The 20,922-nt window shown below is 68.0% G+C and carries 20 protein-coding genes; 13 read left to right on the top strand and 7 right to left on the bottom strand.

The window, feature by feature from the left end; genetic code table 11:
- Positions 1 to 10: 10 nt before the first annotated feature.
- The gene (locus ACFVUS_RS16310; RefSeq protein WP_387766242.1) at positions 11 to 982 is read right to left on the bottom strand and encodes a LysR family transcriptional regulator; all 972 of its coding nucleotides are present in this window, start codon (positions 980 to 982) and stop codon (positions 11 to 13) included.
- Between the two features lie 70 nt (positions 983 to 1,052).
- Here ACFVUS_RS16310 and dapA point away from each other — a divergent pair, with 70 nt between their 5' ends.
- The 6 genes from dapA to tsaD all read left to right on the top strand — a co-directional run bounded on the left by dapA (position 1,053) and on the right by tsaD (position 5,978).
- The gene (gene dapA / locus ACFVUS_RS16305; RefSeq protein ID WP_387766239.1) at positions 1,053 to 1,946 is read left to right on the top strand and encodes a 4-hydroxy-tetrahydrodipicolinate synthase; all 894 of its coding nucleotides are present in this window, start codon (positions 1,053 to 1,055) and stop codon (positions 1,944 to 1,946) included.
- A 158-nt stretch (positions 1,947 to 2,104) separates the two neighbouring features.
- Positions 2,105 to 3,241, top strand: coding sequence for an alanine racemase (alr, locus tag ACFVUS_RS16300; protein WP_387766236.1), 1,137 nt, complete (start codon positions 2,105 to 2,107; stop codon positions 3,239 to 3,241).
- The gene (tsaE, locus tag ACFVUS_RS16295; protein ID WP_364640656.1) at positions 3,238 to 3,690 is read left to right on the top strand and encodes a tRNA (adenosine(37)-N6)-threonylcarbamoyltransferase complex ATPase subunit type 1 TsaE; all 453 of its coding nucleotides are present in this window, start codon (positions 3,238 to 3,240) and stop codon (positions 3,688 to 3,690) included. The genes alr and tsaE overlap by 4 nt, the downstream gene beginning before the upstream one ends.
- A 58-nt stretch (positions 3,691 to 3,748) precedes the next feature.
- Complete coding sequence (tsaB, locus tag ACFVUS_RS16290; RefSeq protein ID WP_387766232.1) at positions 3,749 to 4,441, top strand: tRNA (adenosine(37)-N6)-threonylcarbamoyltransferase complex dimerization subunit type 1 TsaB; 693 nt, start codon at positions 3,749 to 3,751, stop codon at positions 4,439 to 4,441.
- The gene (gene rimI / locus ACFVUS_RS16285) at positions 4,438 to 4,950 is read left to right on the top strand and encodes a ribosomal protein S18-alanine N-acetyltransferase (RefSeq protein WP_387766229.1); all 513 of its coding nucleotides are present in this window, start codon (positions 4,438 to 4,440) and stop codon (positions 4,948 to 4,950) included. Before tsaB ends, rimI begins: the two co-directional genes overlap by 4 nt.
- The gene (tsaD, locus tag ACFVUS_RS16280; RefSeq protein ID WP_387766226.1) at positions 4,947 to 5,978 is read left to right on the top strand and encodes a tRNA (adenosine(37)-N6)-threonylcarbamoyltransferase complex transferase subunit TsaD; all 1,032 of its coding nucleotides are present in this window, start codon (positions 4,947 to 4,949) and stop codon (positions 5,976 to 5,978) included. Before rimI ends, tsaD begins: the two co-directional genes overlap by 4 nt.
- Positions 5,979 to 6,619: 641 nt before the next feature.
- Here the strand turns inward: tsaD and ACFVUS_RS16275 are convergent.
- Positions 6,620 to 8,131 carry an Hsp70 family protein gene (locus ACFVUS_RS16275; RefSeq protein WP_387766223.1) on the bottom strand — a complete coding sequence of 504 codons (1,512 nt, stop codon included), beginning with the start codon at positions 8,129 to 8,131 and terminating at the stop codon, positions 6,620 to 6,622.
- A 582-nt stretch (positions 8,132 to 8,713) separates the two neighbouring features.
- Here ACFVUS_RS16275 and groES point away from each other — a divergent pair.
- Both groES and groL read left to right on the top strand, forming a co-directional pair.
- Entirely contained in the window at positions 8,714 to 9,016 is a 303-nt protein-coding gene (groES, locus tag ACFVUS_RS16270; protein ID WP_067818842.1) for a co-chaperone GroES, read from the top strand.
- A gap of 131 nt (positions 9,017 to 9,147) precedes the next feature.
- Positions 9,148 to 10,755 (top strand): chaperonin GroEL, encoded by a 1,608-nt coding sequence (gene groL, locus ACFVUS_RS16265; RefSeq protein ID WP_387766219.1) that lies wholly within the window; start codon positions 9,148 to 9,150, stop codon positions 10,753 to 10,755.
- Between the two features lie 367 nt (positions 10,756 to 11,122).
- Here groL and ACFVUS_RS16260 read toward each other — a convergent pair whose 3' ends face one another.
- The 3 genes from ACFVUS_RS16260 to ACFVUS_RS16250 all read right to left on the bottom strand — a co-directional run bounded on the left by ACFVUS_RS16260 (position 11,123) and on the right by ACFVUS_RS16250 (position 12,747).
- Positions 11,123 to 11,434, bottom strand: a complete 312-nt coding sequence (locus ACFVUS_RS16260; protein WP_387766216.1) for a hypothetical protein — start codon at positions 11,432 to 11,434, stop codon at positions 11,123 to 11,125.
- A 1-nt stretch (position 11,435) separates the two neighbouring features.
- Positions 11,436 to 11,999: a sigma-70 family RNA polymerase sigma factor gene (locus ACFVUS_RS16255; RefSeq protein WP_364640635.1), complete on the bottom strand. Its 564-nt coding sequence runs from the start codon at positions 11,997 to 11,999 to the stop codon at positions 11,436 to 11,438.
- A gap of 454 nt (positions 12,000 to 12,453) precedes the next feature.
- Positions 12,454 to 12,747 carry a WhiB family transcriptional regulator gene (locus ACFVUS_RS16250; protein ID WP_067561966.1) on the bottom strand — a complete coding sequence of 98 codons (294 nt, stop codon included), beginning with the start codon at positions 12,745 to 12,747 and terminating at the stop codon, positions 12,454 to 12,456.
- A gap of 610 nt (positions 12,748 to 13,357) precedes the next feature.
- Between ACFVUS_RS16250 and ACFVUS_RS16245 the strand changes: the two genes are divergently transcribed.
- The 3 genes from ACFVUS_RS16245 to ACFVUS_RS16235 all read left to right on the top strand — a co-directional run bounded on the left by ACFVUS_RS16245 (position 13,358) and on the right by ACFVUS_RS16235 (position 16,214).
- Positions 13,358 to 14,347: a hypothetical protein gene (locus tag ACFVUS_RS16245; RefSeq protein WP_387766212.1), complete on the top strand. Its 990-nt coding sequence runs from the start codon at positions 13,358 to 13,360 to the stop codon at positions 14,345 to 14,347.
- Between the two features lie 156 nt (positions 14,348 to 14,503).
- A complete protein-coding gene (locus ACFVUS_RS16240) occupies positions 14,504 to 15,085 on the top strand; it encodes a sigma-70 family RNA polymerase sigma factor (RefSeq protein ID WP_364640628.1) in 582 nt (193 codons plus the stop codon).
- Positions 15,078 to 16,214 (top strand): anti-sigma-D factor RsdA, encoded by a 1,137-nt coding sequence (locus tag ACFVUS_RS16235; RefSeq protein WP_387766208.1) that lies wholly within the window; start codon positions 15,078 to 15,080, stop codon positions 16,212 to 16,214. Before ACFVUS_RS16240 ends, ACFVUS_RS16235 begins: the two co-directional genes overlap by 8 nt.
- Positions 16,215 to 16,341: 127 nt before the next feature.
- On the opposite strand, the gene ACFVUS_RS16230 is transcribed toward ACFVUS_RS16235, so the two are convergent.
- Positions 16,342 to 16,755, bottom strand: coding sequence for a DUF5319 domain-containing protein (locus ACFVUS_RS16230; RefSeq protein WP_067561879.1), 414 nt, complete (start codon positions 16,753 to 16,755; stop codon positions 16,342 to 16,344).
- Between the two features lie 276 nt (positions 16,756 to 17,031).
- On the opposite strand from ACFVUS_RS16230, the gene guaB reads away from it, so the two are divergent.
- Together guaB and ACFVUS_RS16220 are read left to right on the top strand one after the other, a co-directional pair.
- The gene (gene guaB, locus ACFVUS_RS16225; RefSeq protein WP_364640620.1) at positions 17,032 to 18,576 is read left to right on the top strand and encodes an IMP dehydrogenase; all 1,545 of its coding nucleotides are present in this window, start codon (positions 17,032 to 17,034) and stop codon (positions 18,574 to 18,576) included.
- Between the two features lie 137 nt (positions 18,577 to 18,713).
- Complete coding sequence (locus ACFVUS_RS16220; protein ID WP_387766203.1) at positions 18,714 to 19,847, top strand: GuaB3 family IMP dehydrogenase-related protein; 1,134 nt, start codon at positions 18,714 to 18,716, stop codon at positions 19,845 to 19,847.
- A gap of 83 nt (positions 19,848 to 19,930) precedes the next feature.
- Here the strand turns inward: ACFVUS_RS16220 and ACFVUS_RS16215 are convergent, their stop codons facing one another.
- Positions 19,931 to 20,782 carry an alpha/beta fold hydrolase gene (locus ACFVUS_RS16215; protein WP_387766200.1) on the bottom strand — a complete coding sequence of 284 codons (852 nt, stop codon included), beginning with the start codon at positions 20,780 to 20,782 and terminating at the stop codon, positions 19,931 to 19,933.
- Positions 20,783 to 20,922: the final 140 nt, after the last annotated feature.

Genomic DNA, 20,922 nt, shown 5'->3' with positions numbered 1-20,922 from the left:
GCGCCCACGGCTAGGTGGCGGATTGAACGGCTAGATGCAGGGCTGCCCGCCCGGCCGCGACGATGGGGTGATCCGCCGCACCGCGCCGGTAGGCCAGGCGAGTGCGGCGCTGCGTCGGCAGGGGCGTGAGGATGACCCCTGGCGGGACGGCTGACAATCCCAGGTCCGGAACCAGCGCTACCCCCTGACCGGCGGCGACCAGGGCCAGTACCGCGCCGAAATCGTCGGCATGATGGCGGATGCGCGGGGTGAATCCGGCCGCGCGGCAGGCCCGGACCGTCATGGCGTGGCACAGCGTGCCCGGGGTGCTCGCGATCCACGAGGAATCACGCTGCGCGACAAGAGCTTCGGGGTCGACTGGCGACTCGGGCGTGGCAACGGGCTCGAACGCGACAGAGTTCTCGGACATCGCAAGAAGTTCGGACGCGACGGGTTTCGGACTCGATGCGGGTGTTGGCACGGCCAGGTGCACGGTTTCGGTGAGCAGGGGTTCGGTGTCCAGGCCCGGTTCTGGATCCATGGGTACGTAGTCGTATTCCTGTACCAGGGCGATGTCCAGGGTTTCGGCGCGCAGGGCGGCGGGGGCGGCGGCCGGATCCAGTTCTGTGACAAGGAGTTCCAGCCGGGGGTGGGCGCGACTGAGGGTTACCAGGGCGGGGGACAGGATGGTGCGGACGGCGGTGGGGAACGCCCCGATGCGCAGGGTTCCGGTGAGTTCGGTTCGGGCCGTGGCCAATTCGGCCGTCGCCTGGGTGACCGTGGCCAGAATGGTTTCGGTGTGCTCGACCAGGCGCAGGGCGGCCGGGGTGAGGGTGACGCTGCGGCCGGTGCGCTCCAGCAGCGGGACGCCCACCTCCTTCTCCAGCGCCGTGAGCTGCTGCGAGACCGCCGACGGGGTATAGGACAGCGCCTCGGCGACGGCCGCGATGGTTTTTCGGTGCGCGAGTTCGCGCAGCAGGCGGAGGCGGCGCAGATCCAGCATCAGTACAGCTTATGCTCGGCCGCAGAAATGTGAAATGGACGTGATGGTTCGTGGCGACCAGGCTGGAACCATGACACTCACCGGGCTGTTCGTGCCATTGATTACCCCGTTCACCGCCACCGGAGCCGTGGCCGCGACCGCTCTGGAAGGGCTCGCGCACGAGGTCCTCGACGCCGGGGCGAGCGGGATCGTCGCGCTCGGCACCACCGGCGAACCCGACCTGCTCACCGAGGACGAGCGCCGGCGCGTCCTGGATATCTGCGCGAATGTCTGCGCCGAACGCCAGGTTCCGCTCATCGCCGCCGCGGGATCGAATGTCACCGCGACCTCGGTGCGCGCGCTCGCCGAACTCGATCCGCGGGTCACCGCCGCTCTCACCGTGGTGCCGTACTACCTGCGCCCCTCCGAAGCCGGTGTGCTGGAACACTTTCGGCAGCTCGCCGCCGCCAGTCCGGTTCCGCTGGTGATCTACCACATCCCGTACCGCACCGGCCGCGCGCTGAGCGCCGAAACCCTGTGCCGCCTGGCCGAATTGCCGAATGTCGCGGGCTTCAAATACACCGCGGGCGGGATCGACGACGACACCATCGCCTTCATGAGCCGGGCCGCCGATGACACCGCCGTGCTGGCCGGCGACGACCTCTATGCCGCGCCGCTGCTCGCCCTCGGCGCCACCGGAGCCATTCTGGCCTGCGCGAATATCGCCCCCGCCGCCTACGCCGAACTCGTCTCGGCCTGGCGCACCGGCCCCCTCGACCGCGCCCGCCGCATCGGCAACACCCTGGCCCCGCTCGCCGCCGCCCTGTTCGCCGAACCCAATCCGACCGTTCTCAAGGGAGTACTGGCCGCCCAGGGCCGAATTCCCACCCCCGATGTCCGCCTTCCGCTGCTCCGCGCGAGCGATACCGCGGTCGCGGCGGCCCTGACCGCACTCGAATCCACCTACGCCCCGCACGCGAGCTGAGCGATCGCGCCCGCATCGCGCCGAGTCGGTGTGCGCGAGTCAGGACAGGTCGGCGCGGCGTATTTCGGGCGTTTCGCCGCCGCCGCGCCCCGGTCACACCCCCGCGAGAACCCGGGTGTGACGGGTGTCGCGCCGTACGGGATGGCAGGATCGGGGGCGTGAACAAGCCCGATCCGCAGGTGGAGACCGTCGTCGACCTAGCCGCCATCGCCCACAACGTGCGCATCGTGGCCGAGCACGCCGGGGACGCGGCGGTCATGGTGGTCGTGAAGGCGGACGGGTACAACCACGGCGCGATCGAAGTCGCCGCGGCCGCACTGGCCGCGGGTGCGCGCGAAATCGGCGTCACCACCATCGAAGAGGCGCTGAGACTGCGCGCCGCCGGGATCACCGCGCCGATCCTGTGCTGGCTCAACACCTTCGACTCCGATTACGCGAGCGCCATCGCCGCCGATATCGAGATCGCGGTATCGGACACGGCGCAATTGGCGGCCGTCGCCACTACCGCCCGCGCACTGGACCGCACCGCGATCGTCTCGCTCAAGGTCGATACCGGACTGAACCGCAATGGCATCGCCCCCGCCGAATATCCTCGGGTCCTGACTTTGCTCCGCGAGCTCGTCGACGATGGAACGGTCCGGTTCCGTGCCATCTTCTCCCACCTCGCGCACGCCGACACGCCCGATCATCCGGGCATCGATATGCAGCGCGACCGCTTCCTCGAAGCCATCGCGACCGCGAAAGAGCACGGGCTGCAACCGGAATTGGTGCACCTGGCCAATTCCGCGGCCACCCTCACCCGCCCGGACCTGGCCTTCGATATGGTCCGCCCCGGCATCGCCGTCTACGGCCTGTCCCCGATCCCGGAGATCTCCGACTTCGGCCTGCGCCCGGCCATGACGCTGCGCGCCCGGGTCGCGCTGGTGAAGCAGGTCGCCGCCGGTGAAGGCGTCTCCTATGGCCATCAGTGGATCGCCCCGCACGACACCACCGTCGCGCTCATCCCCGCCGGGTACGCGGACGGTGTGCCGCGCCCGTTGAGCGGCCGTTTCGACGTGTGGCTCGGCGGTGAACGCAGACCCAATATCGGCCGCATCTGCATGGATCAATTCGTCGTCGACCTCGGTGACAACATCGCCGGGGTCACGGAAGGAGATCCCGCCATCCTCTTCGGTGGCGACGCGGGCGTCCCGCACGCGCAGGAGTGGGCCGACCTCCTCGGCACCATCAACTACGAAATCGTCTGCGCCCCACGCGGCCGCGTCGTCCGCACCTACCTCGGCGACGCCCGATGACCGCCCCCGGCATGCGCACCCTGCCGACCGTCGAGGACACCGAAGCCCTCGGCCGCGAACTCGCCGCGCAATTGCAGCCCGGCGATCTGGTCATCCTGGACGGACCACTCGGCGCGGGCAAAACCGCGCTCACCCGGGGCATCGCCGCCGGGCTCGGCGTCCAGGGCCGGGTCAGCTCACCGACTTTCATCATCGCCCGCCAGCACCGCGCCGGCGACGACCCCACCTCCATCGCCCTGGTGCACGTGGACGCCTATCGCCTCGGCGGTGACCTCGACGAACTCGACGCCCTCGACCTGGACACCGACCTGCACGATGCCGTGGTCGTCGTGGAATGGGGTCTGGGCGTCGTCGAACATCTGGCCGACCGCCACCTCCGCGTCCTGCTCCGCCGCGAATTCGACTCCGACATCCGCACCGCCGAATGGGAATGGGTGTCCGCCAACTAGCGCGCGGGCCGCACACCGGGTCGAGTGGCCTCGACCACCCGGTATCGTTAGGCCAATCATGCTTGTACTGGCTGTTGACACCTCGACCCCTGCCGTCACGGCGGGACTGGTGGAACTCGAACCGGCGGACGAGGGCAACAACGCACCTCGAATCACCACGCTCACCTCCCAGGTGACCGTGGACGCACGCGCGCACAACGAGGTGCTGACCCCGCAGATCCTGGCGTGCCTGGCCGAATCCGGCCGCACCAGAGCCGAGATCGACGCGGTCGTCGCCGGTATCGGACCCGGACCGTTCACCGGGCTGCGCGTCGGCATGGCCACCGCCGCCGCCTTCGGTGACGCGCTCGGCATCCCGGTCTACGGCGTGTGCAGCCTCGACGCCATCGCCGCCGACACCGAGAGCTATCTGCGGGATCCGGCCGAACCGGTGGAACTGCTCGTCGTCACCGATGCCCGCCGCCGCGAGGTGTACTGGGCGCGCTACCGCGCCGAGGGCCGCGTCGAAGGCCCCGAGGTGAGCAAACCCGCCGATCTCGACCCGGGCACCGCGACCGTCATCGCCGGATCCGCTTCGCACGTGGACTACTTCGATCTGCCCGTACTGCCGGTGGAAACCCCGTCACCGTCCGGGCTGGTGCGCATCGCCGCCCGCGACATCCTCGCCGGAGTCACCCCCGAACCACTGGTGCCGCTGTACCTGCGCCGCCCCGACGCGGTCGAGAAGAGCTATGCGCAGGTGGGCCGATGACCATCCGCATCGAACCGATGCGGCCGGCCGATGCCGTGCGCTGCGCCGAACTCGAACAGCTGCTCTTCCCGGAAGACGATCCCTGGCATGAGGTCTCGTTCCTGTCCGAGCTGGCCGCCTCGCACAATCGGTACATCACCGCGCGCGACGCCGACGGCCGCATGATCGGATACGCCGGAATAGCCCTGCTGGGCACCGACGATCAGCCCGAAGCCGAAATCCACACCATCGGCGTCGACCCGGAACTGCATCGCGGCGGCGTCGGCACCGAACTGCTGCGCGCCATGCTCGCCGAAGCCGGACGCCGCGGCGGACCGGTCTTCCTCGAGGTGCGCACCGACAACACCCCCGCCATCGCCATGTACGAGAAGCACGGCTTCCACATCATCGGCCTGCGGAAGAACTACTACCAGCCCAGCGGCGCCGACGCGTACACCATGCGCAAGCCCGCCATGGCCGGGTTCACCCAGGACGCCGGGTTCCCGGAGGACACAGAGGTCTTGTCATGATCGTCATGGGTATCGAAAGCTCCTGCGACGAAACGGGAGTCGGCATCGTGCGGCGACTGCCGGACGGCAGCTGCGAACTGCTCGCCGACGAGGTCGCCTCCAGCGTCGATCAGCATGCGCGGTTCGGCGGCGTGGTGCCCGAAATCGCCTCGCGCGCACACCTCGAGGCCATCGTGCCCGCCATGCGCCGGGCGCTGGCCGCCGCCGATATCGATAGGCCGGACGCGCTCGCGGTCACCATCGGACCCGGACTCGCCGGTGCGCTGCTGGTCGGCGTCGCGGCTGCGAAAGCCTATGCGGCGGCCTGGGATATCCCGTTCTACGCGCTCAACCACCTCGGCGGGCACGTGGCCGTCGACACCCTCGAACACGGGCCGATGCCGCCCGCCGTGGCGCTGCTGGTCTCGGGCGGGCACACCCATCTGCTGAAGATCGACGATCTGGCACAGCCGATCGTGGAACTCGGCAGCACCGTCGACGACGCCGCCGGGGAAGCCTTCGACAAGGTGGCGCGGCTGCTCGGGCTCGGCTATCCGGGCGGACCGGTGCTCGATGCCATTGCCGCCGAAGGCGATCCGCACGCCATCGCCTTCCCGCGCGGCATGACCGGACCCCGCGATCCGCGCTACGACTTCTCCTTCTCCGGACTGAAGACCGCGGTGGCGCGATACGTCGAAGCCGCCCAGCGCGACGGCCGCGAACTGCCCATCCCGGATATCGCCGCCTCCTTCCAGGAAGCGGTCGCCGATGTGCTGACCATGAAAGCCGTTCGCGCCGTACAGGACAACGGCCTGGACACCCTCGTGCTCGGCGGCGGCGCGACCGCCAACTCCCGCATTCGCTCGCTGGCCGAAGAACGCTGCACCGCGGCGGGCATCACCCTGCGCGTCCCCAAACCCCGCCTGTGCACCGATAACGGCGTCATGATCGCCACCCTCGGCGCCCACGTAATAGCGGGCGGCGCAACCCCTTCCGCCCTCACCGTCGCCACCGACCCGGGCCTGCCCGTCTCCACCAGCCAACTCTGACGACCCGGGCCGAATCGGCCCGCCGCACCGAACCCGCGCGGCACAGCGGGATTCACCAGGGCCAAGGGCCGGTCGACAGCACCGACAGCGCGAGGCTGGCCGCCGCCATCAGCCCGAGCATCACATTCTTCACCCGCGTGTTCTTGACCCGCATCACCACTCCCATCCCCGGGGGATCTGTTCCCCGCAGCGACGCTATCGGCGCGCGAATTCGCCCTCCAGCCAGAGCTTTCCGCGCCCCGAGAAACCGGGGCGGGATCTCCCGCCCGTCATCCCGGCGCGCATTCGGCCGGGATCCACGCGGTCGGAGCATGTATCGCGGGTATGGATCCCGGCCAAAAGCATGCCGGGATGACGTGGGGCTTGTGGGCACACGCGGTGATGGCGGTGGCGCATGCCGTGACGACGATGGGTGTGTGGGCGCATGCCGGGATGGCGGTGCTTGCGGGTGCGGGGCGGATGACGGTGGGCGCGTGCCGATTACGCGGGCGGCGAGTCGGCACGCCGAACCGAAGGGGAAATGCAACGGGGTGGGGGATCGGGGCGATGGGATGGTTATGGGTCGCACCGAATTCGCTCGCAGTGGGAATTCCGGGCCGCGTGAATTGCGGGCCACCCAAATTGGGTGGGTGGCGTGGCGGCTAATCGGTGGGGCGAACCAGGGTTGTGGTGGTGCCGGAGGAGCCGGAATTGTTGCGGGGCAGCGCCGGAGTGGTGGAGCCGGGCACTGTGAAACCGGGTGTGGTGGAGCCGGGGGTGGTCGTCGGATTCGTCGGCTCGACCAGATCCGAGGGCGGCAGGGTGGTGCCCAGCAGCGGACCCAGCAGCCGGGGGAGATCCGAGGGGAAGGGAATCTGGGGTAGACCCGGATCCGGGCGCAGCGGCGGCTGGGCGATGGTGGTCGCGGGGGTGGGCGCGGTGCTCGGGGCCGCGCCGGTTTGGCCCGGGACCGGGGTCGCGGCGGGCGTACTGCGGTGCGAGGGATTCTGATTGGCTGGTACGGACGCGCCGGAAGTGGGGCCGCTCGGCGGCGTGGTGGAGAGCACCGGCTGCTGTACGCCGGTGGTGCTGGGCGAATAGTTGGTGCCCTGCGGTTCGGGGACGAGCTCTTTGACGCCGTAGCCGATGATCAGGCCGACCACGACGATCGCGCCGGCCAGGGTGCCCGCCAGCTTGGTGAAGGTGCCCAGCGGCGCGTCCGAACCGCGGCTGATCACCGGGAAGCTGCTCGGTGTCGCCGAATCCGCCACCAGCGCCGCGCCTTTGGCGATCGCGGCCTCGGGTTCGGGCACGGTGAGCACCGGCACGTCCAGCTGATGCTCCAGATTCGCCAGCACCGCGGGCGTATTCGCGCCGCCGCCGATGACGGCCACCACCTCGGGGAATTTCGGGGCCCGTGCGAAGACGGCCCGTGCGAAGACGGCCAGCTCACGCATGAGATCCGAGACCAGCTCGTCGAAATCCACCCGGGTCAGCTTGAGCGGTTGCCCCGCGACATGGTCGATGGTCACGGCCGGCGCGATGGACAGGTGCTCCTTGGCCGCGCGCGACCGATTGAGCAGCATGCCGCGATTCGGCCGGGTGCCGCGCCGGGCCAGGTGGCAGTCCAGCAGATGCTGCAGGATCAGCTCGTCCACGGCATTGCCGCTGACCGTTCCGGTGCGCTCGGAGCGCAGCACGGTGTCGTCGGCGTGATCGGCCACGGTGACCGTGGTTCCGGTGGCGCCCAGATCGAGTACGGCCACCGTTTGATAGCGGTCCAGCAGGCCGGTGTGCCGCAGAAAGGCCAGGGCCGCCGTGCTTTCCGGGATGAGGCGAACATCGCGGCGTTGCCGGCCGATAGCCGAACGGATGATCTGAGCCTGTTCCCGGTCCCGGTAGGCGACCGCGATATCACCGGGCGCACCCGGGGCCGCGTAATTGTGCGCCGCCGCCAGCGCGGCCGGATGGGTGCCTACGGGGTGCACCGTCTCGCGGGGGATCTGGGTGGTCATCAACTCGATGGAGGAGGCCACCAGATCGCCGAGATCGCTGTGGGCCGTATCCGCGGTGACGACTCGATAGTCGAAGTTCTGCAGACCGTTCGGGGTGGTGGCAACCGTCGCCGAGCACACCACCTCGCTCCCGGCGGAGATGCCGAGGGATGTTCGCATTTTCACCTCCCTTCGAGCGGATGGTCCTGGTGTAGACGACCATCTCGAACGGACTCCGAAACCGTCACGTTGATGACGGACGATCCGAAGCTACGGATCCGGCGGGGCCCTTGTCCGATGGGGCGTCGGGACCAGCCAGCGATCACTTGCGGTAAGGCTCTCGTCTCAGCGCTGCGCGGGTTCGCGCGCAGTGGGGTGAAGCAAAGCAACTGTGTAACTGTGTTCGACCGGGGTCGTGACGGACTTGATGCGGCCCTGCCACGCGGCCGTCGTCAATGGTGTCACAATCCGTTATCCGAACGTTACAGATTTTCGGATTTCTTTGGAAGCCCTCAGATTCCCCGGCCGTTCCACTCGGCGTGTCGGATTGCCTGCGACGATGGGGCCGCGTCGGCCACGGGCGATAGCAGAGCCTGGCCTTGAGCGCTGGCACTCCCGTGTATAGAGTGCTAGGTGGCACTGGGTCATGGTCCCGGCACCCGCGACGACGGGGCTTATGCGCAGCGTCAGCAAACGTGACCGAAACCGTGAGCCCGGGGAACCGCCCCGGGCGCGAAGACCCTGAAAAGTGGAGGGCTCAACGTGGCGAGCGTGAACATCAAGCCGCTCGAGGACAAGATCCTCGTCCAGGCCAACGAGGCCGAGACGACGACCGCCTCCGGCCTGGTCATCCCCGACACGGCGAAGGAGAAGCCCCAGGAGGGCACCGTCATCGCCGTCGGCCCCGGCCGCTGGGACGAAGATGGCGAGAAGCGGATCCCGCTGGACGTCAAGGAAGGCGACGTCGTCATCTACAGCAAGTACGGCGGCACCGAGATCAAGTACAACGGTGGCGAGTACCTGATCCTGTCGGCGCGCGACCTGCTGGCCGTCGTCACCAAGTAACGCCAAATCCGGGGCCTCACAGGGGCTTCGCCCCCGAAACCCCGGCTACACCGCCCCGGCGTCGCGCTTAACAGCTACCGACCCGGGGCGGAGTGCGTTCTCCCCCAACCACTTCAGGAGTAGGTACACACATGCCAAAGCAGATCGAGTTCGACGAGAAGGCTCGTCGCGCCATGGAGCGTGGCGTCGACAAGCTCGCCGACGCCGTGAAGGTCACCCTGGGCCCGCGTGGCCGGCACGTGGTGCTGGCCAAGTCCTTCGGCGGCCCGACCGTCACCAATGACGGCGTGACCATCGCCCGCGACATCGATCTCGAGGACCCGTTCGAGAACCTGGGCGCGCAGCTGGTCAAGAGCGTCGCCACCAAGACCAACGATGTCGCCGGCGACGGCACCACCACCGCCACCGTGCTCGCGCAGGCGCTCATCAAGGGCGGCCTGAAGAACATCGCCGCGGGCGCGAACCCGATGACCCTGGGCAAGGGCATGAGCAAGGCCGCCGACGCGGTCACCGCCGCCCTGCAGGCCGCCGCCACCCCGGTCGACGGCGAGAAGGCCATCGCCCAGGTCGCCACCGTGTCCTCGCGCGACGAGGAGATCGGCGCGCTGGTCGGCAAGGCGCTCACCACCGTCGGCAAGGACGGCGTGGTCACCATCGAGGAGTCCTCCTCGACCCAGACCGAGCTGGCCATCACCGAGGGCGTGCAGTTCGACAAGGGCTACCAGTCCCCGTACTTCGTCACCGATCCCGAGACCCAGCAGGCCGTCCTGGAGGATGCCTGGATCCTGCTGAACCGCGAGAAGATCAGCTCGCTGCCGGATCTGCTGCCGCTGCTGGAGAAGATCGCCGAATCCGGTAAGCCGGTCGTGCTGATCGCCGAGGACATCGAGGGCGAGGCGCTGTCCACCCTGGTGGTCAACGCGATCCGCAAGACCCTCAAGGCCGTCGCGGTCAAGGCCCCGTTCTTCGGTGACCGCCGCAAGGCGTTCCTGGACGATCTGGCCATCGTCACCGGCGGCACCGTGATCAACCCCGATCTGGGCATCACGTTGCGCGAGGCGGGCCTCGAGGTGCTGGGCAAGGCCCGTCGCGTCGTCGTCACCAAGGACGAGACCACCATCGTCGAGGGCGCCGGCACCGCCGATGCCATCCAGGCCCGGGTTGCGCAGCTGCGCAAGGAGATCGAGAACACCGACTCCGACTGGGATCGCGAGAAGCTGGAAGAGCGCCTGGCCAAGCTGGCCGGCGGCGTCGCCGTCATCAAGGTCGGCGCGGCCACCGAGACCGAGCTCAAGGAGCGCAAGTACCGCGTCGAGGACGCGGTCTCCTCCGCCAAGGCCGCGGTCGCCGAGGGCATCGTCCCCGGCGGCGGCACCGCCCTGGTGCAGGCTGCCGCGCAGCTGGCCGACCTCAAGGCGTCGCTGTCCGGCGACGAGGCCGTCGGCGTCGAGGTCGTGCGCGCGGCGCTGCTGGCCCCGCTGTTCTGGATCGCCAGCAACGCGGGTGTCGACGGCGCGGTCGTGGTCTCCAAGGTCACCGATGGCAAGGACGGCTTCAACGCCGCCACCCTGACCTACGGCGACCTGGTCGCCGAGGGTGTCATCGATCCGGTCAAGGTGACCCGCTCCGCGGTCGAGAACGCCATCTCGGTCGCCCGCATGGTGCTCACCACCGAGTCCGCCATCGTGGAGAAGCCGGCCGACGAGCCGGCCGACGCCCACGCGGGCCACTCGCACTGAAAGTGACAGCCGCCCAGCGCGGTTGAGCACAGACCGAGGCCCCCGGACACGAAATGTGTCCGGGGGCCTTGTCATTGGCTGAGCCCGGACGCGCTCTCCACCGAGCAGCCCGGCCGCATCGGAACGAACCGCCCTGTGGCACATGCCTTGTCTCGCTGCCGGACGCGCGATGTCGCGGTGGGCCGAATGATGCCGCGGTGGGCCAAGGGAGGTCGGGCCGGGCGGGATCGTCGTCGTATAACGCGACGAGGCCCACAGACGGGAAGTCCGGGGGCCTCGCGGGAGCATCGAGAATTCGCGCGGAGCGGGCGGGCAGTCCGGGGTGGGAACGGACTGGGCGGGTGCCCTGGATTGCGGAGTGGACGGACTAGTCGCGGATCGCGCGACTGCGGCCGTTCGCGGGGTGGATCGCGGGGCGATTGTGGTGGATTGCGGTCGGTGGCGCCTGGTCTGCTGCTACGGCTGCGAGGAGGCGGTCGCGGAGTGCGGGCGGGGGCGGTGTGGCCGCCGTGTCCGCCAGCTGGGCGAGGGCCTCTCGGGTGTGCTGCACTTCCTGGGTGAAGGCCGCGCGCAGTACCGGGTCGTCGGTATCCAGTAATTCCCGCACCGCGCGCTGATCTTCGTCGCCGATCGATCCCAGCGCGACAGTGTGCGCGAGATCGATCTGGCTTTCGTTCATCTCACGTCACTCCCAAACTTTTCTTGAGTCGTGTCAGTCCATCCCGAATACGGGACTTAACGGTCGGTAATCCTACGCCGAGATAGGCCGCGACCTCGGCATATGTGCGTCCGCCGAAGTAGGCGAGCGAAATGGCTTCCCGCTGGGTCTCGGTCAGGGTGGCCAGACCCTGCAGCACCGCCTGCTGTTCGAGCCGTCGACCCACCTCTTCGGTGACCTCGTCGAATTCGTTACCCAAAGTACTGGTGCCGTAAGCGACTTCGCGTTGCGCGTGCGCCTGTTCGGCCCGCACGCGGTCGACCGCGCGGCGATGCGCCAGCGTCATGAGCCAGGTGACCGCGGAGCCCTTGGCCGGATCAAAATTGGCCGCGGTGCGCCAGATCTGGAGGTACACCTCCTGAGTGGTCTCCTCCGCATACCCCGGATCGTGTAGCACCCGTAGAACCAGCCCGAACACCCGAGCGCAGGTGCGGTCGTAGAGCTCGGCGAATGCCGGCTCGTCGGACTGCCCGCAGCGCTGCAGAAGTGCGGCTAGTTCGAGGCTTTCGGCTGCGCGCGCCGTCATCGCAGAGTCGGCTGACGCCGTCCGCCCGTTCCTGGAACTCTGGAACGAGTCGCCCTCTGCGGCCGGCGGCCGCGCTGTCACAACGCTCCGTTCTGTGTCATCGGCCACGAGGGTAGCCTGCCGCTATAACCTCCTTTCGCGTGGGGGTATCGGCTAAAACGGTTGGCGCGCAGCGGTTTTCCGTTTTGTCCCGACTCGCCCAAACCTGCTCGATCGCAGGACACGCGAAGACACGCCGGAGCATTTGAGAATCGCCGAAGCTTTGCCAGTCACAACCGCCTCCGGCTGTACCAGTGGCCGGTTGTTTGCTAGGCATTCGGCACGCCGCGCCGCGCGGATGGGAAAATTTCTGAACTCACACCGGGCGTGTGCAGCGGTAACGAGGTCGCACGCCTCGTGCGCATCGCTGGTGCACAGCCGTCACAGGAGTGCTCGTGGCGCTCCGCCGCGGGGTCTAGGCGACCGCCCGGCGGCGATTGCGGCGCGCGTGCATCTCGCGCTCGGTCTCGGACATTCCGCCCCAGATTCCGTAGGGCTCACTGACCTTCAGGGCGTGCGAACGGCACTGCAGCAGGACGGGGCAGGACCGGCAGACTTCCTTGGCGCGCATTTCACGCTGGGCACGTGCCCGGCCGCGTTCGCCGTCCGGATGGAAGAACACCGACGAATCCTGTCCGCGGCAGGACCCGCGCATCTGCCAGTCCCAGACATCGGCGTTCGGACCAGGGAGGTGGGTTGGCATGGGCATGGTGAACTCCTCTTGGTGCGAGCTCGTCGGCATTGTCGAGCGGTGCTGGTGGCAAACAGTGGGCCGCATCACCGGGTCCCGGCGATCGCACTCCGCAGGGGCCGTAATTTCACACGGCGCCAACGGCGGCGATGTCGTACGTTAGGTCGGAGAATGAATTCGCGTCAATAGTCCGATCCATCCGGATTCAAATACCAGTGCATTAGAGAATTAACATCGTAGCTATTTACAAAGTAGGGCCACTGTGGTGATACTGATCGGTTGCCCAGTAGCCCGGCCATGCTTCGATAGCCGATGTGACTCGTCAAAATGCCTGATAGGGCGTGCTTTTTCTACGCTAATCCACTCGTGCCCGGCTATGCCCGCATCCGGATCAGCGTGATCTCAGCCATTGCATCGCAAGTGTCGACCGCGATCGAGATGGCCGGTTCGAGGCGCCCAGGTTAATAACGCGAAACGCCATACGAATTCCTTACGGGCGTGCTAGGCGATAGCGAGCACAGATTTACGGAGTGGAAACACAAAGGCATTGATGAATGCTGAAAGGTAGCTGCTCTTCTGTGCTATGACCGCGGGCCACAACTCCGCCGTTACTGGTTACAGTGCGGCAGTGCCTGTGCTCGAAGTGAACTCACTACTGGCCGATACCGCGTTCGGCGGTACCCCCGGCCGCGCTGCTATCGGATTGCCCGCCGCCGCCGACGCCACCGAGAGTTGGCTGCGCGCGGTCGCACTGGGCGGTGTCGGCCACTACGCCGCCGCGCGCGCCGAACTTCACCGCTCCCGCGTGTCGGCCACCGATCCGGTACTGCGCTCGCTCACGCACAGCCTCGAGGGTTCACTGCTGCGCCAGCTCGGCTGGCATGCCCGCGCCGCCGTCGCCGACGGCCGCGCCGCCGCCCTGGTGCTGTCCGCGCCCCCCGCCTCCGGGCGCGCCGAAAACGCCGACACGCCCACGCGAGTCATCCTCGAGTCGGATATCGCACGCGCCGAAGCGGTTTGCGATGCGTTGACCGGCCTGGCCGCGGACGCCCTCGGCACCGCGCGCCCCGAGCTCGCCGCCCGGCTGCTGCGGCGTTGCCGAGAGTGGCTCGAAAGCCATTCGGATGAACTCGAAACGCATTCGCGGAATCCGGAAACCCTGTGGCGACAGCGCATTCGCCTGCACTGGGTATCCGCCGAGACCGCGCTGTCGGCCCCCGGCGCCGGTCTGATCGCCACGCCCGAAAGCATCGAAGCGGTTCCGGGCATCGCGAACCCTCGATCCGAATCCTCGGATCCGGCTCTCGCACATGCCGAGATCGCACTCGCCCTGGCTGAGCAGGGGCCCTCGGCGCGGCACCGGGTGAAATCCCGGTTATTGCTGGCCGCCGCCAGCGCCGCCACCGGCGATCTCGATCGCTCCCGCGCCCTCGCGGCCCAGGTCGACCGGGAGACACGGGAATTCGAGCTGCTGCCGCTGCGCTGGGCCTGCGCCATGCTGCGCGCGGGTATCGATCCCGAATCCGGCGCCGCCGCAGCGGCTTCCGAGTGCGAGCGGTTGCTGATATTTCGCGGAGGGCGATTCCGTTCGGCGAGCGACACTCTCGCCCGTCCCTGAGCGGTCCCCGAGAGCTCCCTGAGTCGTCCCCGAGACTGACCCCGTAACGCCTGGCTCGAATACGTCAGCCGCTATTGTTGGACCGTTCCGCCCCTCCGCGGAAGCACCGGCCTTCCAGCCACGGTGCCACTCGTAACGCCAGGAACAGCTCTGACGATGAACAACGCGGGTGAGGAGTTGGACCCAGCCGTCGTCGCTGCCGCAGCGCAGGGCGACCGGTCTGCTCTAGCCCAGGTACTGGAGAGCATCCGCCCCTTGGTGGTGCGGTATTGCCGTGCGCGCATCGGGTCGGCCGAACGAGGTCAGCTCTCCGCCGACGATGTGGCGCAGGAGGTTTGTCTGGCCGTCATGACAGCCCTGCCGCGTTATCAGGATCAGGGCAGACCGTTCATGGCTTTCGTGTATGGAATCGCCTCCCACAAAGTCGCCGACGCTCATCGCAATGCCGCCCGTAACAAAGCGGATGCCATGGCCGAAGTACCGGATGTCATATCCACCGACCAGGGGCCGGAACAGCGGGCTCTCGAATCGGAGACGAGCCGGCAGATGAACTCTCTGCTGGCGACACTTCCGGAGAAGCATCGAGAGATCCTCATCCTGCGCTTGGTTATGGGTTTGTCAGCCGAAGAAACCGCAGTTGCCGTGGGCAGTACGGCAGGTGCTATACGAGTGGCCCAGCATCGGGCGCTCGCGAAACTCAAGTCTCAAGTGGCGAGGGCAGGTGAAATGTATGGCTAGGGATGGCGAGCGCGGTCGGGGCGACTGGAAGCGGCTTGGATCGCAGAACAGCGGTCCCTACGCCGAGGCGTCCGGTGACACCGGGCCGGTGGATATCGCGGCTGTACGCCGCGACGACGCGCTGATCGATGCCATCTCCGGCGACGGTCCCGTGCAGACGGGCACCACGGAGGAGTATCAACTCGCGGCGTTGCTCGCGAATTGGCGCGCGGAGATTCTGGAAGAGCCGATGCCGGCCGGACCGGATCTGGACACCATCGTGGCCGCGGTCAATCAGGAGATCGGCGCCCGGGACGCGCGCATCGGCGCACAGTCGGGCGGGCGACTACGGCTACTGCGACCCATTCTCGGGTCGGCTGCCGCTCTCGCGCTGATCATCGGCGGGCTGTCGGCCTTCTCGTACAACGCGAATCCGGGTGATCCGCTGTGGCGGGTCAAGGAGGTCGTGTTCAGCGAGCAGGCGCAGAGCACGGTGGTCTCGCGGGCCGACAGCGATTTGGCGCAGGCTCAGGAACTGATCAAGCAGAACAAGCCGGAGCAGGCCAAGGCGTTGCTGGAGAGCGCGTCGGCGAATGTCAGCCAGGTCAACGACAGCGGCAAGAAGGACGATCTGCAGGATCGCTGGCAGCAGGTGCTGACCTCGCTGTCCAAGGTCGCTCCCGATCTGGCCACCTCGTTGATGCCGACGCCGACGGGTAAGCCGCCGGTCACCAGTCAACCCGTGGTGACGCTTCCGGGCGCGACCGTGGCGCCGACGACGGTGCCGGGCACCATCGGCGGTGGCAGTACCGAGCCGACGATCGATCCGCGCATCAGCGGCACCGAACCGGGTACCGGGGGACCGTCCACGGGCGGTCCGACCACCCTGCCGGCGACGCCGCCGGTGACGGTGCCGTCGCAACCGGCGACCGAGCCCTCCGAACCGGCTACCCAGCCGGGCGGCGGCGCGCCGACCACCACCGCGGGATTGCCGACGGGGGCCCCTCCGGCCACCACGGCGCCCGCGGGCGGTCAGCAGCCGGTCACTCAGCCTCCGGTGGAGAAGCCCGTGTCACAGGTGCCCGCGGTGCCGACGCAGGTTCCCACGCAGGCGCCCGTCATTCCGCCGCTGTCGGGCGGTCCCAGGTGATTACGGTGTGCTGCCGAGTGAGCCGGGAAGAGCTACAGGCATAAGTAAAGGGCCGACCCAGATGGAGTCGGCTTTCTCGTACCGGAAAGGGCCTGCGTTCCATTGGAACGCAGGCCCTTTCGCCGTACTAGATGTCGAAGCCGTCGAAGCCGTCGCCGTGCAGCGCCTCGTTCATCGAGGCATCGGCGTAGCCGCGGCAGTAATCCCAGGTGACGTACGCCTCGGGAGTGGGGTCGTAGGCGGGTTCATGGGGGCGCACCGTGCCATCCACCAGTAGCTGGAGGAGGTTGGCGCGCAACATATCCCAATCGTGGTAATGGTCCTGCCGGCAGTCCTCGCAGCTGACCACGAGACCGCGGATGCCGCGGTGGGCCAGCAATGCCTCATATACCGCGAGGTCGGCGAGATCCTCTTCGACCGCTAGGCGCTCGTGAGGATCCAGCGGCTCCCCCGGCTCGATGGCATCGAGCGCGGCCGACGGGTCGGAGGGATCTCCGGCGAATGGATCCGGCGGCAAGCCAGGTGGTAGATGGTCACGCACAGTCCCACGGTACGCAGAAAGAGGGGGTCTGCGCCAGCGCTGTTAAGTATTTGCCCTCAGTTGTCTGGTGTCGAAACACACACCGGGCATTCTGGGACATCACTCTGCCCGGTTACGGGACATCGCAGCGGCCGGGCGTGGCTGCCGATTGGAATTGTGCGCCGGATACCATGGTTGACCAAAGGCCGGGTGGCAAACACCGGCATTGTCATTCATCCAGTCGTCCGCCGGGATCCGGCGGGGGGACTGTGCCGAGCTCCAGGAGGGGTCGATCCGATGAGCAGTCCCGTTACGGGCGAACGAAACGCCGGCCGCCCTCATACGGGCGGAGACGATCCGAACAAGGTCGCGATGCTGGGCCTCACCTTCGATGATGTGCTGCTGCTGCCCGCCGCCTCGGATCTGATTCCGAGCGCGGTGGACACCTCGAGCCGTCTGACGCGGGAAATCTCACTGCGCACGCCGCTGGTGAGCTCCGCCATGGATACCGTCACCGAGGCGCGGATGGCCATCGCCATGGCGCGTGCGGGCGGAATGGGTGTGCTGCACCGCAATCTGTCGGTGCAGGCGCAGGCGGCGCAGGCCGAGACCGTGAAGCGGTCCGAGGCGGGCATGGTGACCGATCCGGTCACCTGTCGTCCCACCGATACGCTCGGCGAGGTCGACGCCATGTGCGCGCGCTACCGCATCTCCGGTCTGCCGGTGGTGGATGACGCGGGCCAGCTGGTCGGCATCATCACCAATCGCGATATGCGCTTCGAGGTCGATCAGAACCGTCCGGTCGCCGAGATCATGACCAAGGCGCCGTTGATCACCGCCCAGGAGGGTGTCACCGCCGAGGCCGCGCTGGGTCTGCTGCGCCGCCACAAGGTGGAGAAGCTGCCCATCGTGGACGGCAATGGCAAGCTGCGCGGGCTGATCACGGTCAAGGACTTCGTCAAGACCGAGCAGTACCCGAACGCCACCAAGGACCGCGACGGCCGCCTGCTGGTCGGTGCCGCGGTCGGTGTCGGCGAGGATGCCTGGACGCGCGCCATGACCCTGGCCGATGTCGGTGTCGACGTGCTGGTGGTCGATACCGCGCACGGGCATCAGGCGGGCGTGCTGCAGATGGTCGCCAAGGTCAAGGCCGAGGTCGGTGACCGGGTGCAGATCATCGGCGGCAATGTCGCCACGCGCGCAGGCGCTTTGGCGCTGGTCGAAGCCGGTGTGGACGCGGTGAAGGTCGGTGTGGGCCCCGGCTCCATCTGCACCACGCGTGTCGTCGCCGGTGTCGGCGCGCCGCAGATCACCGCGATTCTCGAGGCCACCGCCGCCTGTGCCCCGCACGGCGTGCCGGTCATCGCCGACGGTGGTGTGCAGTACTCCGGTGATATCGCCAAGGCGATCGCCGCGGGCGCGGGCACCGTCATGCTGGGTTCGCTGCTGGCGGGCACCGCCGAATCCCCGGGTGAGCTGATCCTGGTGGGCGGCAAGCAGTTCAAGAGCTACCGCGGTATGGGTTCGCTCGGCGCCATGCAGGGTCGCGGCGAGGCCAAGTCGTACTCCAAGGACCGCTACTTCCAGGACGATGTGCTGTCCGAGAAGAAGCTGGTGCCCGAGGGCATCGAGGGCCGGGTGCCGTTCCGCGGACCGCTGGACCAGGTGATCCACCAGCTGGTGGGTGGCCTGCGCGCCGCCATGGGTTATACGGGCGCACAGACGATTCCGGATCTGCAGGCGGCGCAGTTCGTTCAGATCACGGCGGCGGGCCTGAAGGAATCGCACCCGCACGACATCACCATGACCGTCGAGGCCCCCAACTACACCACCCGAGCGTGATTGCCGCGCTCTCCTCGCACGTCGCCCCGGTTTCCCGCCGGGGCTTTCGTGCGGAGAGGGCGGTGTGCGGCGCCGTTCGGCGTGACCTTCGCCGAAGTGCTTCGGCGGCAATCGGATACAGAGAGGACTGACTCGCTATGCGCGATATGGTCGAGATCGGCATGGGCCGGACCGCCCGGCGCACCTACGAACTGGACGATATCGACATCGTGCCGTCCCGGCGGACTCGTTCGTCGAAGCAGGTGTCCGTCGCGTGGCAGCTCGATGCCTACCGCTTCGAGATCCCGTTCCTGACCCATCCCACCGATGCGCTGGTGTCCCCGCGTTTCGCCATCGAGCTGGGCAAGGCCGGTGGCCTCGGTGTCATCAACGGTGAGGGGCTGTGGGCCCGGCACGCCGATGTCGAGGCCAAGATCCAGCAGCTCGCCGATGTCGCCGAGAAGGAGGGCACCGAGGCCGCGGTACAGCTGCTGCAGCAGTTGCATGCCGCGCCGATGCAGCCCGAACTGCTCGCCGCCGCGGTCGCCGAGGTGCGCGCCGCCGGTGTGACCACCGCGGTGCGGGTGAGCCCGCAGAACGCGCGCTCGCTGACCCCGAGCCTGGTGCAGGCCGGTATCGATCTGCTGGTCGTGCACGGCACCATCATCTCCGCCGAGCATGTCGGTGATGATGAGCCGCTGAACCTCAAGACCTTCATCGCCGAACTGGATGTGCCGGTGGTCGCGGGCGGCGTGAGCGATCACCGCACCGCGCTGCACCTGATGCGCACCGGTGCGGCCGGTGTCATCGTGGGCTACGGCTCCATGCAGGGTGCGACCACCACCAATGAGGTGCTCGGCATTCGGGTTCCGATGGCCACCGCCATCGCCGACGCCGCCGCCGCGCGCCGGGATTACCTGGACGAGACCGGTGGCCGCTACGTGCACGTCATCGCCGACGGCGAGACGCTGAGCTCCGGCCATATCGCCAAGGCCATCGCCTGCGGTGCGGACGCGGTCATGCTCGGCGTACCGCTGTCCCTGGCCCAGGAGGCCCCGGGTGCGGGCTGGTACTGGCCCTCGGCCGCCGCGCACCCCTCCGTGCCGCGTGGCGCGCTGCTGCCGTACGCCATCGATGAGGAGCGCGTCCCGCTGTCCCAGGTTCTGGACGGCCCCTCCAACGACCCGTTCGGTTCGCTGAATCTCGTTGGCGGCCTGCGCCGTGCGATGGCCAAGACCGGCTACTCGGACCTCAAGGAATTCCAGAAGGTCGGCCTGAACATCCGTGCTTGAGTAGAGCTTTGAAGGTTCGGCCCCTGTTCCACACGTATGTGGGACAGGGGCCGAAGTCGTTTCCGCGGTGTCGAAATCCCTTGTCAGTGGGGCGTTTTGCGAGGGATGGGGACTTCTCCGGTGCGGACTCGGGGGGAGGACAGGGGGCGGGGGGTGATGTGGTCGCGGAGAAAATCCTGGATGGCGGAGTTGACCGCGGCGGGGTGGGTCATGTTGACGGTGCGGTGGCCGCCGTCGAGCTCGAGGTAGCGGGCGGTGGGGATGCGGTCGGCGAGGGTGCGGGCGTGCGAGCGCGGCACGCCGCTGCGGGTGGGGTGGATAACCAGTGTGGGGCAGGTGATTTCGGCTAGTCGGTCCAGTACCGAATCGCGGCTCAGTAGCGCGCCCGCGGCGATCTCGGTGCCGTGCGGGTCGCGGTCGAGCCAGTGCCGCACCCAGACCGAGCGATACCACTTGTCCTCGCCGATGAGTGAGTGCGCCAGGTGATCGGCGAGGGCGGGGCGGGACGCGTCGTCCTGCCATTTGTCCAGGAACCTGCGGGCATTGTCCAGTTCGGTGGCGGTGGGTTCATGAGCTTCGGCGCTGACCAGCACCAGGGCCGAGACGCGTTCGGGGGCCAGCAGCGCGGTGCGCAGCGCGATGAACCCGCCCTGCGAAATCCCGCCCAGCACGGCCCTTTCCACGCCTAGCTGATCCAGTACGGAGAGCGCGTCGCGGGCGCAGGTCCAATACGTGAACGGCAGACCCTCGTCGCGAGTGTCGCCGTGGCCGCGGGCATCCCATGTGACCAACCGGAATTCCGGTGTCAACGCCGCCTGTTGCGACGCGAACATCGTTCTGTCCATGAGGAATTCGTGCCCCAGCAGCAGTACCGGACCCTCGCCCCCGCTGTCCTCGTAGTGGATCTCTGCATCGATCGCACGGGCGAATGGCACGAGATAGAGGATAGCCAGAGGCTCTGACAAAAACGGTCGCTTTGTACACGGCCGGTGCCGCTCGGCCCGCGACCCGGGACAGGAGTGCCCGGAAGTTCGAGGCCGGAAGGCCCTTGCGCCGTCGAAAACGACCCCTCGTC

The sequence above is a fragment of the Nocardia sp. NPDC058058 genome, from assembly GCF_042885355.1.
Taxonomy (GTDB): Bacteria; Actinomycetota; Actinomycetes; order Mycobacteriales; family Mycobacteriaceae; genus Nocardia.
Note: the sequence above shows the minus strand (reverse complement) of the source record. Positions and strands in the feature narration are given on the sequence as shown.

What these genes read in the sequence shown, in the direction of transcription:
- ACFVUS_RS16275 (WP_387766223.1), bottom strand. Translation starts at nt 8,131, where the DNA reads ATGCGAACATCCCTCGGCATCTCCGCCGGGAGCGAGGTGGTGTGCTCG.
- ACFVUS_RS16235 (WP_387766208.1), top strand. Translation starts at nt 15,078, where the DNA reads ATGGCTAGGGATGGCGAGCGCGGTCGGGGCGACTGGAAGCGGCTTGGA.
- groL (WP_387766219.1), top strand. Translation starts at nt 9,148, where the DNA reads ATGCCAAAGCAGATCGAGTTCGACGAGAAGGCTCGTCGCGCCATGGAG.
- ACFVUS_RS16310 (WP_387766242.1), bottom strand. Translation starts at nt 982, where the DNA reads ATGCTGGATCTGCGCCGCCTCCGCCTGCTGCGCGAACTCGCGCACCGA.
- ACFVUS_RS16220 (WP_387766203.1), top strand. Translation starts at nt 18,714, where the DNA reads ATGCGCGATATGGTCGAGATCGGCATGGGCCGGACCGCCCGGCGCACC.
- rimI (WP_387766229.1), top strand. Translation starts at nt 4,438, where the DNA reads ATGACCATCCGCATCGAACCGATGCGGCCGGCCGATGCCGTGCGCTGC.
- tsaB (WP_387766232.1), top strand. Translation starts at nt 3,749, where the DNA reads ATGCTTGTACTGGCTGTTGACACCTCGACCCCTGCCGTCACGGCGGGA.
- ACFVUS_RS16250 (WP_067561966.1), bottom strand. Translation starts at nt 12,747, where the DNA reads ATGCCCATGCCAACCCACCTCCCTGGTCCGAACGCCGATGTCTGGGAC.
- guaB (WP_364640620.1), top strand. Translation starts at nt 17,032, where the DNA reads ATGAGCAGTCCCGTTACGGGCGAACGAAACGCCGGCCGCCCTCATACG.
- tsaE (WP_364640656.1), top strand. Translation starts at nt 3,238, where the DNA reads ATGACCGCCCCCGGCATGCGCACCCTGCCGACCGTCGAGGACACCGAA.
- tsaD (WP_387766226.1), top strand. Translation starts at nt 4,947, where the DNA reads ATGATCGTCATGGGTATCGAAAGCTCCTGCGACGAAACGGGAGTCGGC.
- ACFVUS_RS16260 (WP_387766216.1), bottom strand. Translation starts at nt 11,434, where the DNA reads ATGAACGAAAGCCAGATCGATCTCGCGCACACTGTCGCGCTGGGATCG.
- ACFVUS_RS16240 (WP_364640628.1), top strand. Translation starts at nt 14,504, where the DNA reads ATGAACAACGCGGGTGAGGAGTTGGACCCAGCCGTCGTCGCTGCCGCA.
- ACFVUS_RS16255 (WP_364640635.1), bottom strand. Translation starts at nt 11,999, where the DNA reads ATGACGGCGCGCGCAGCCGAAAGCCTCGAACTAGCCGCACTTCTGCAG.
- dapA (WP_387766239.1), top strand. Translation starts at nt 1,053, where the DNA reads ATGACACTCACCGGGCTGTTCGTGCCATTGATTACCCCGTTCACCGCC.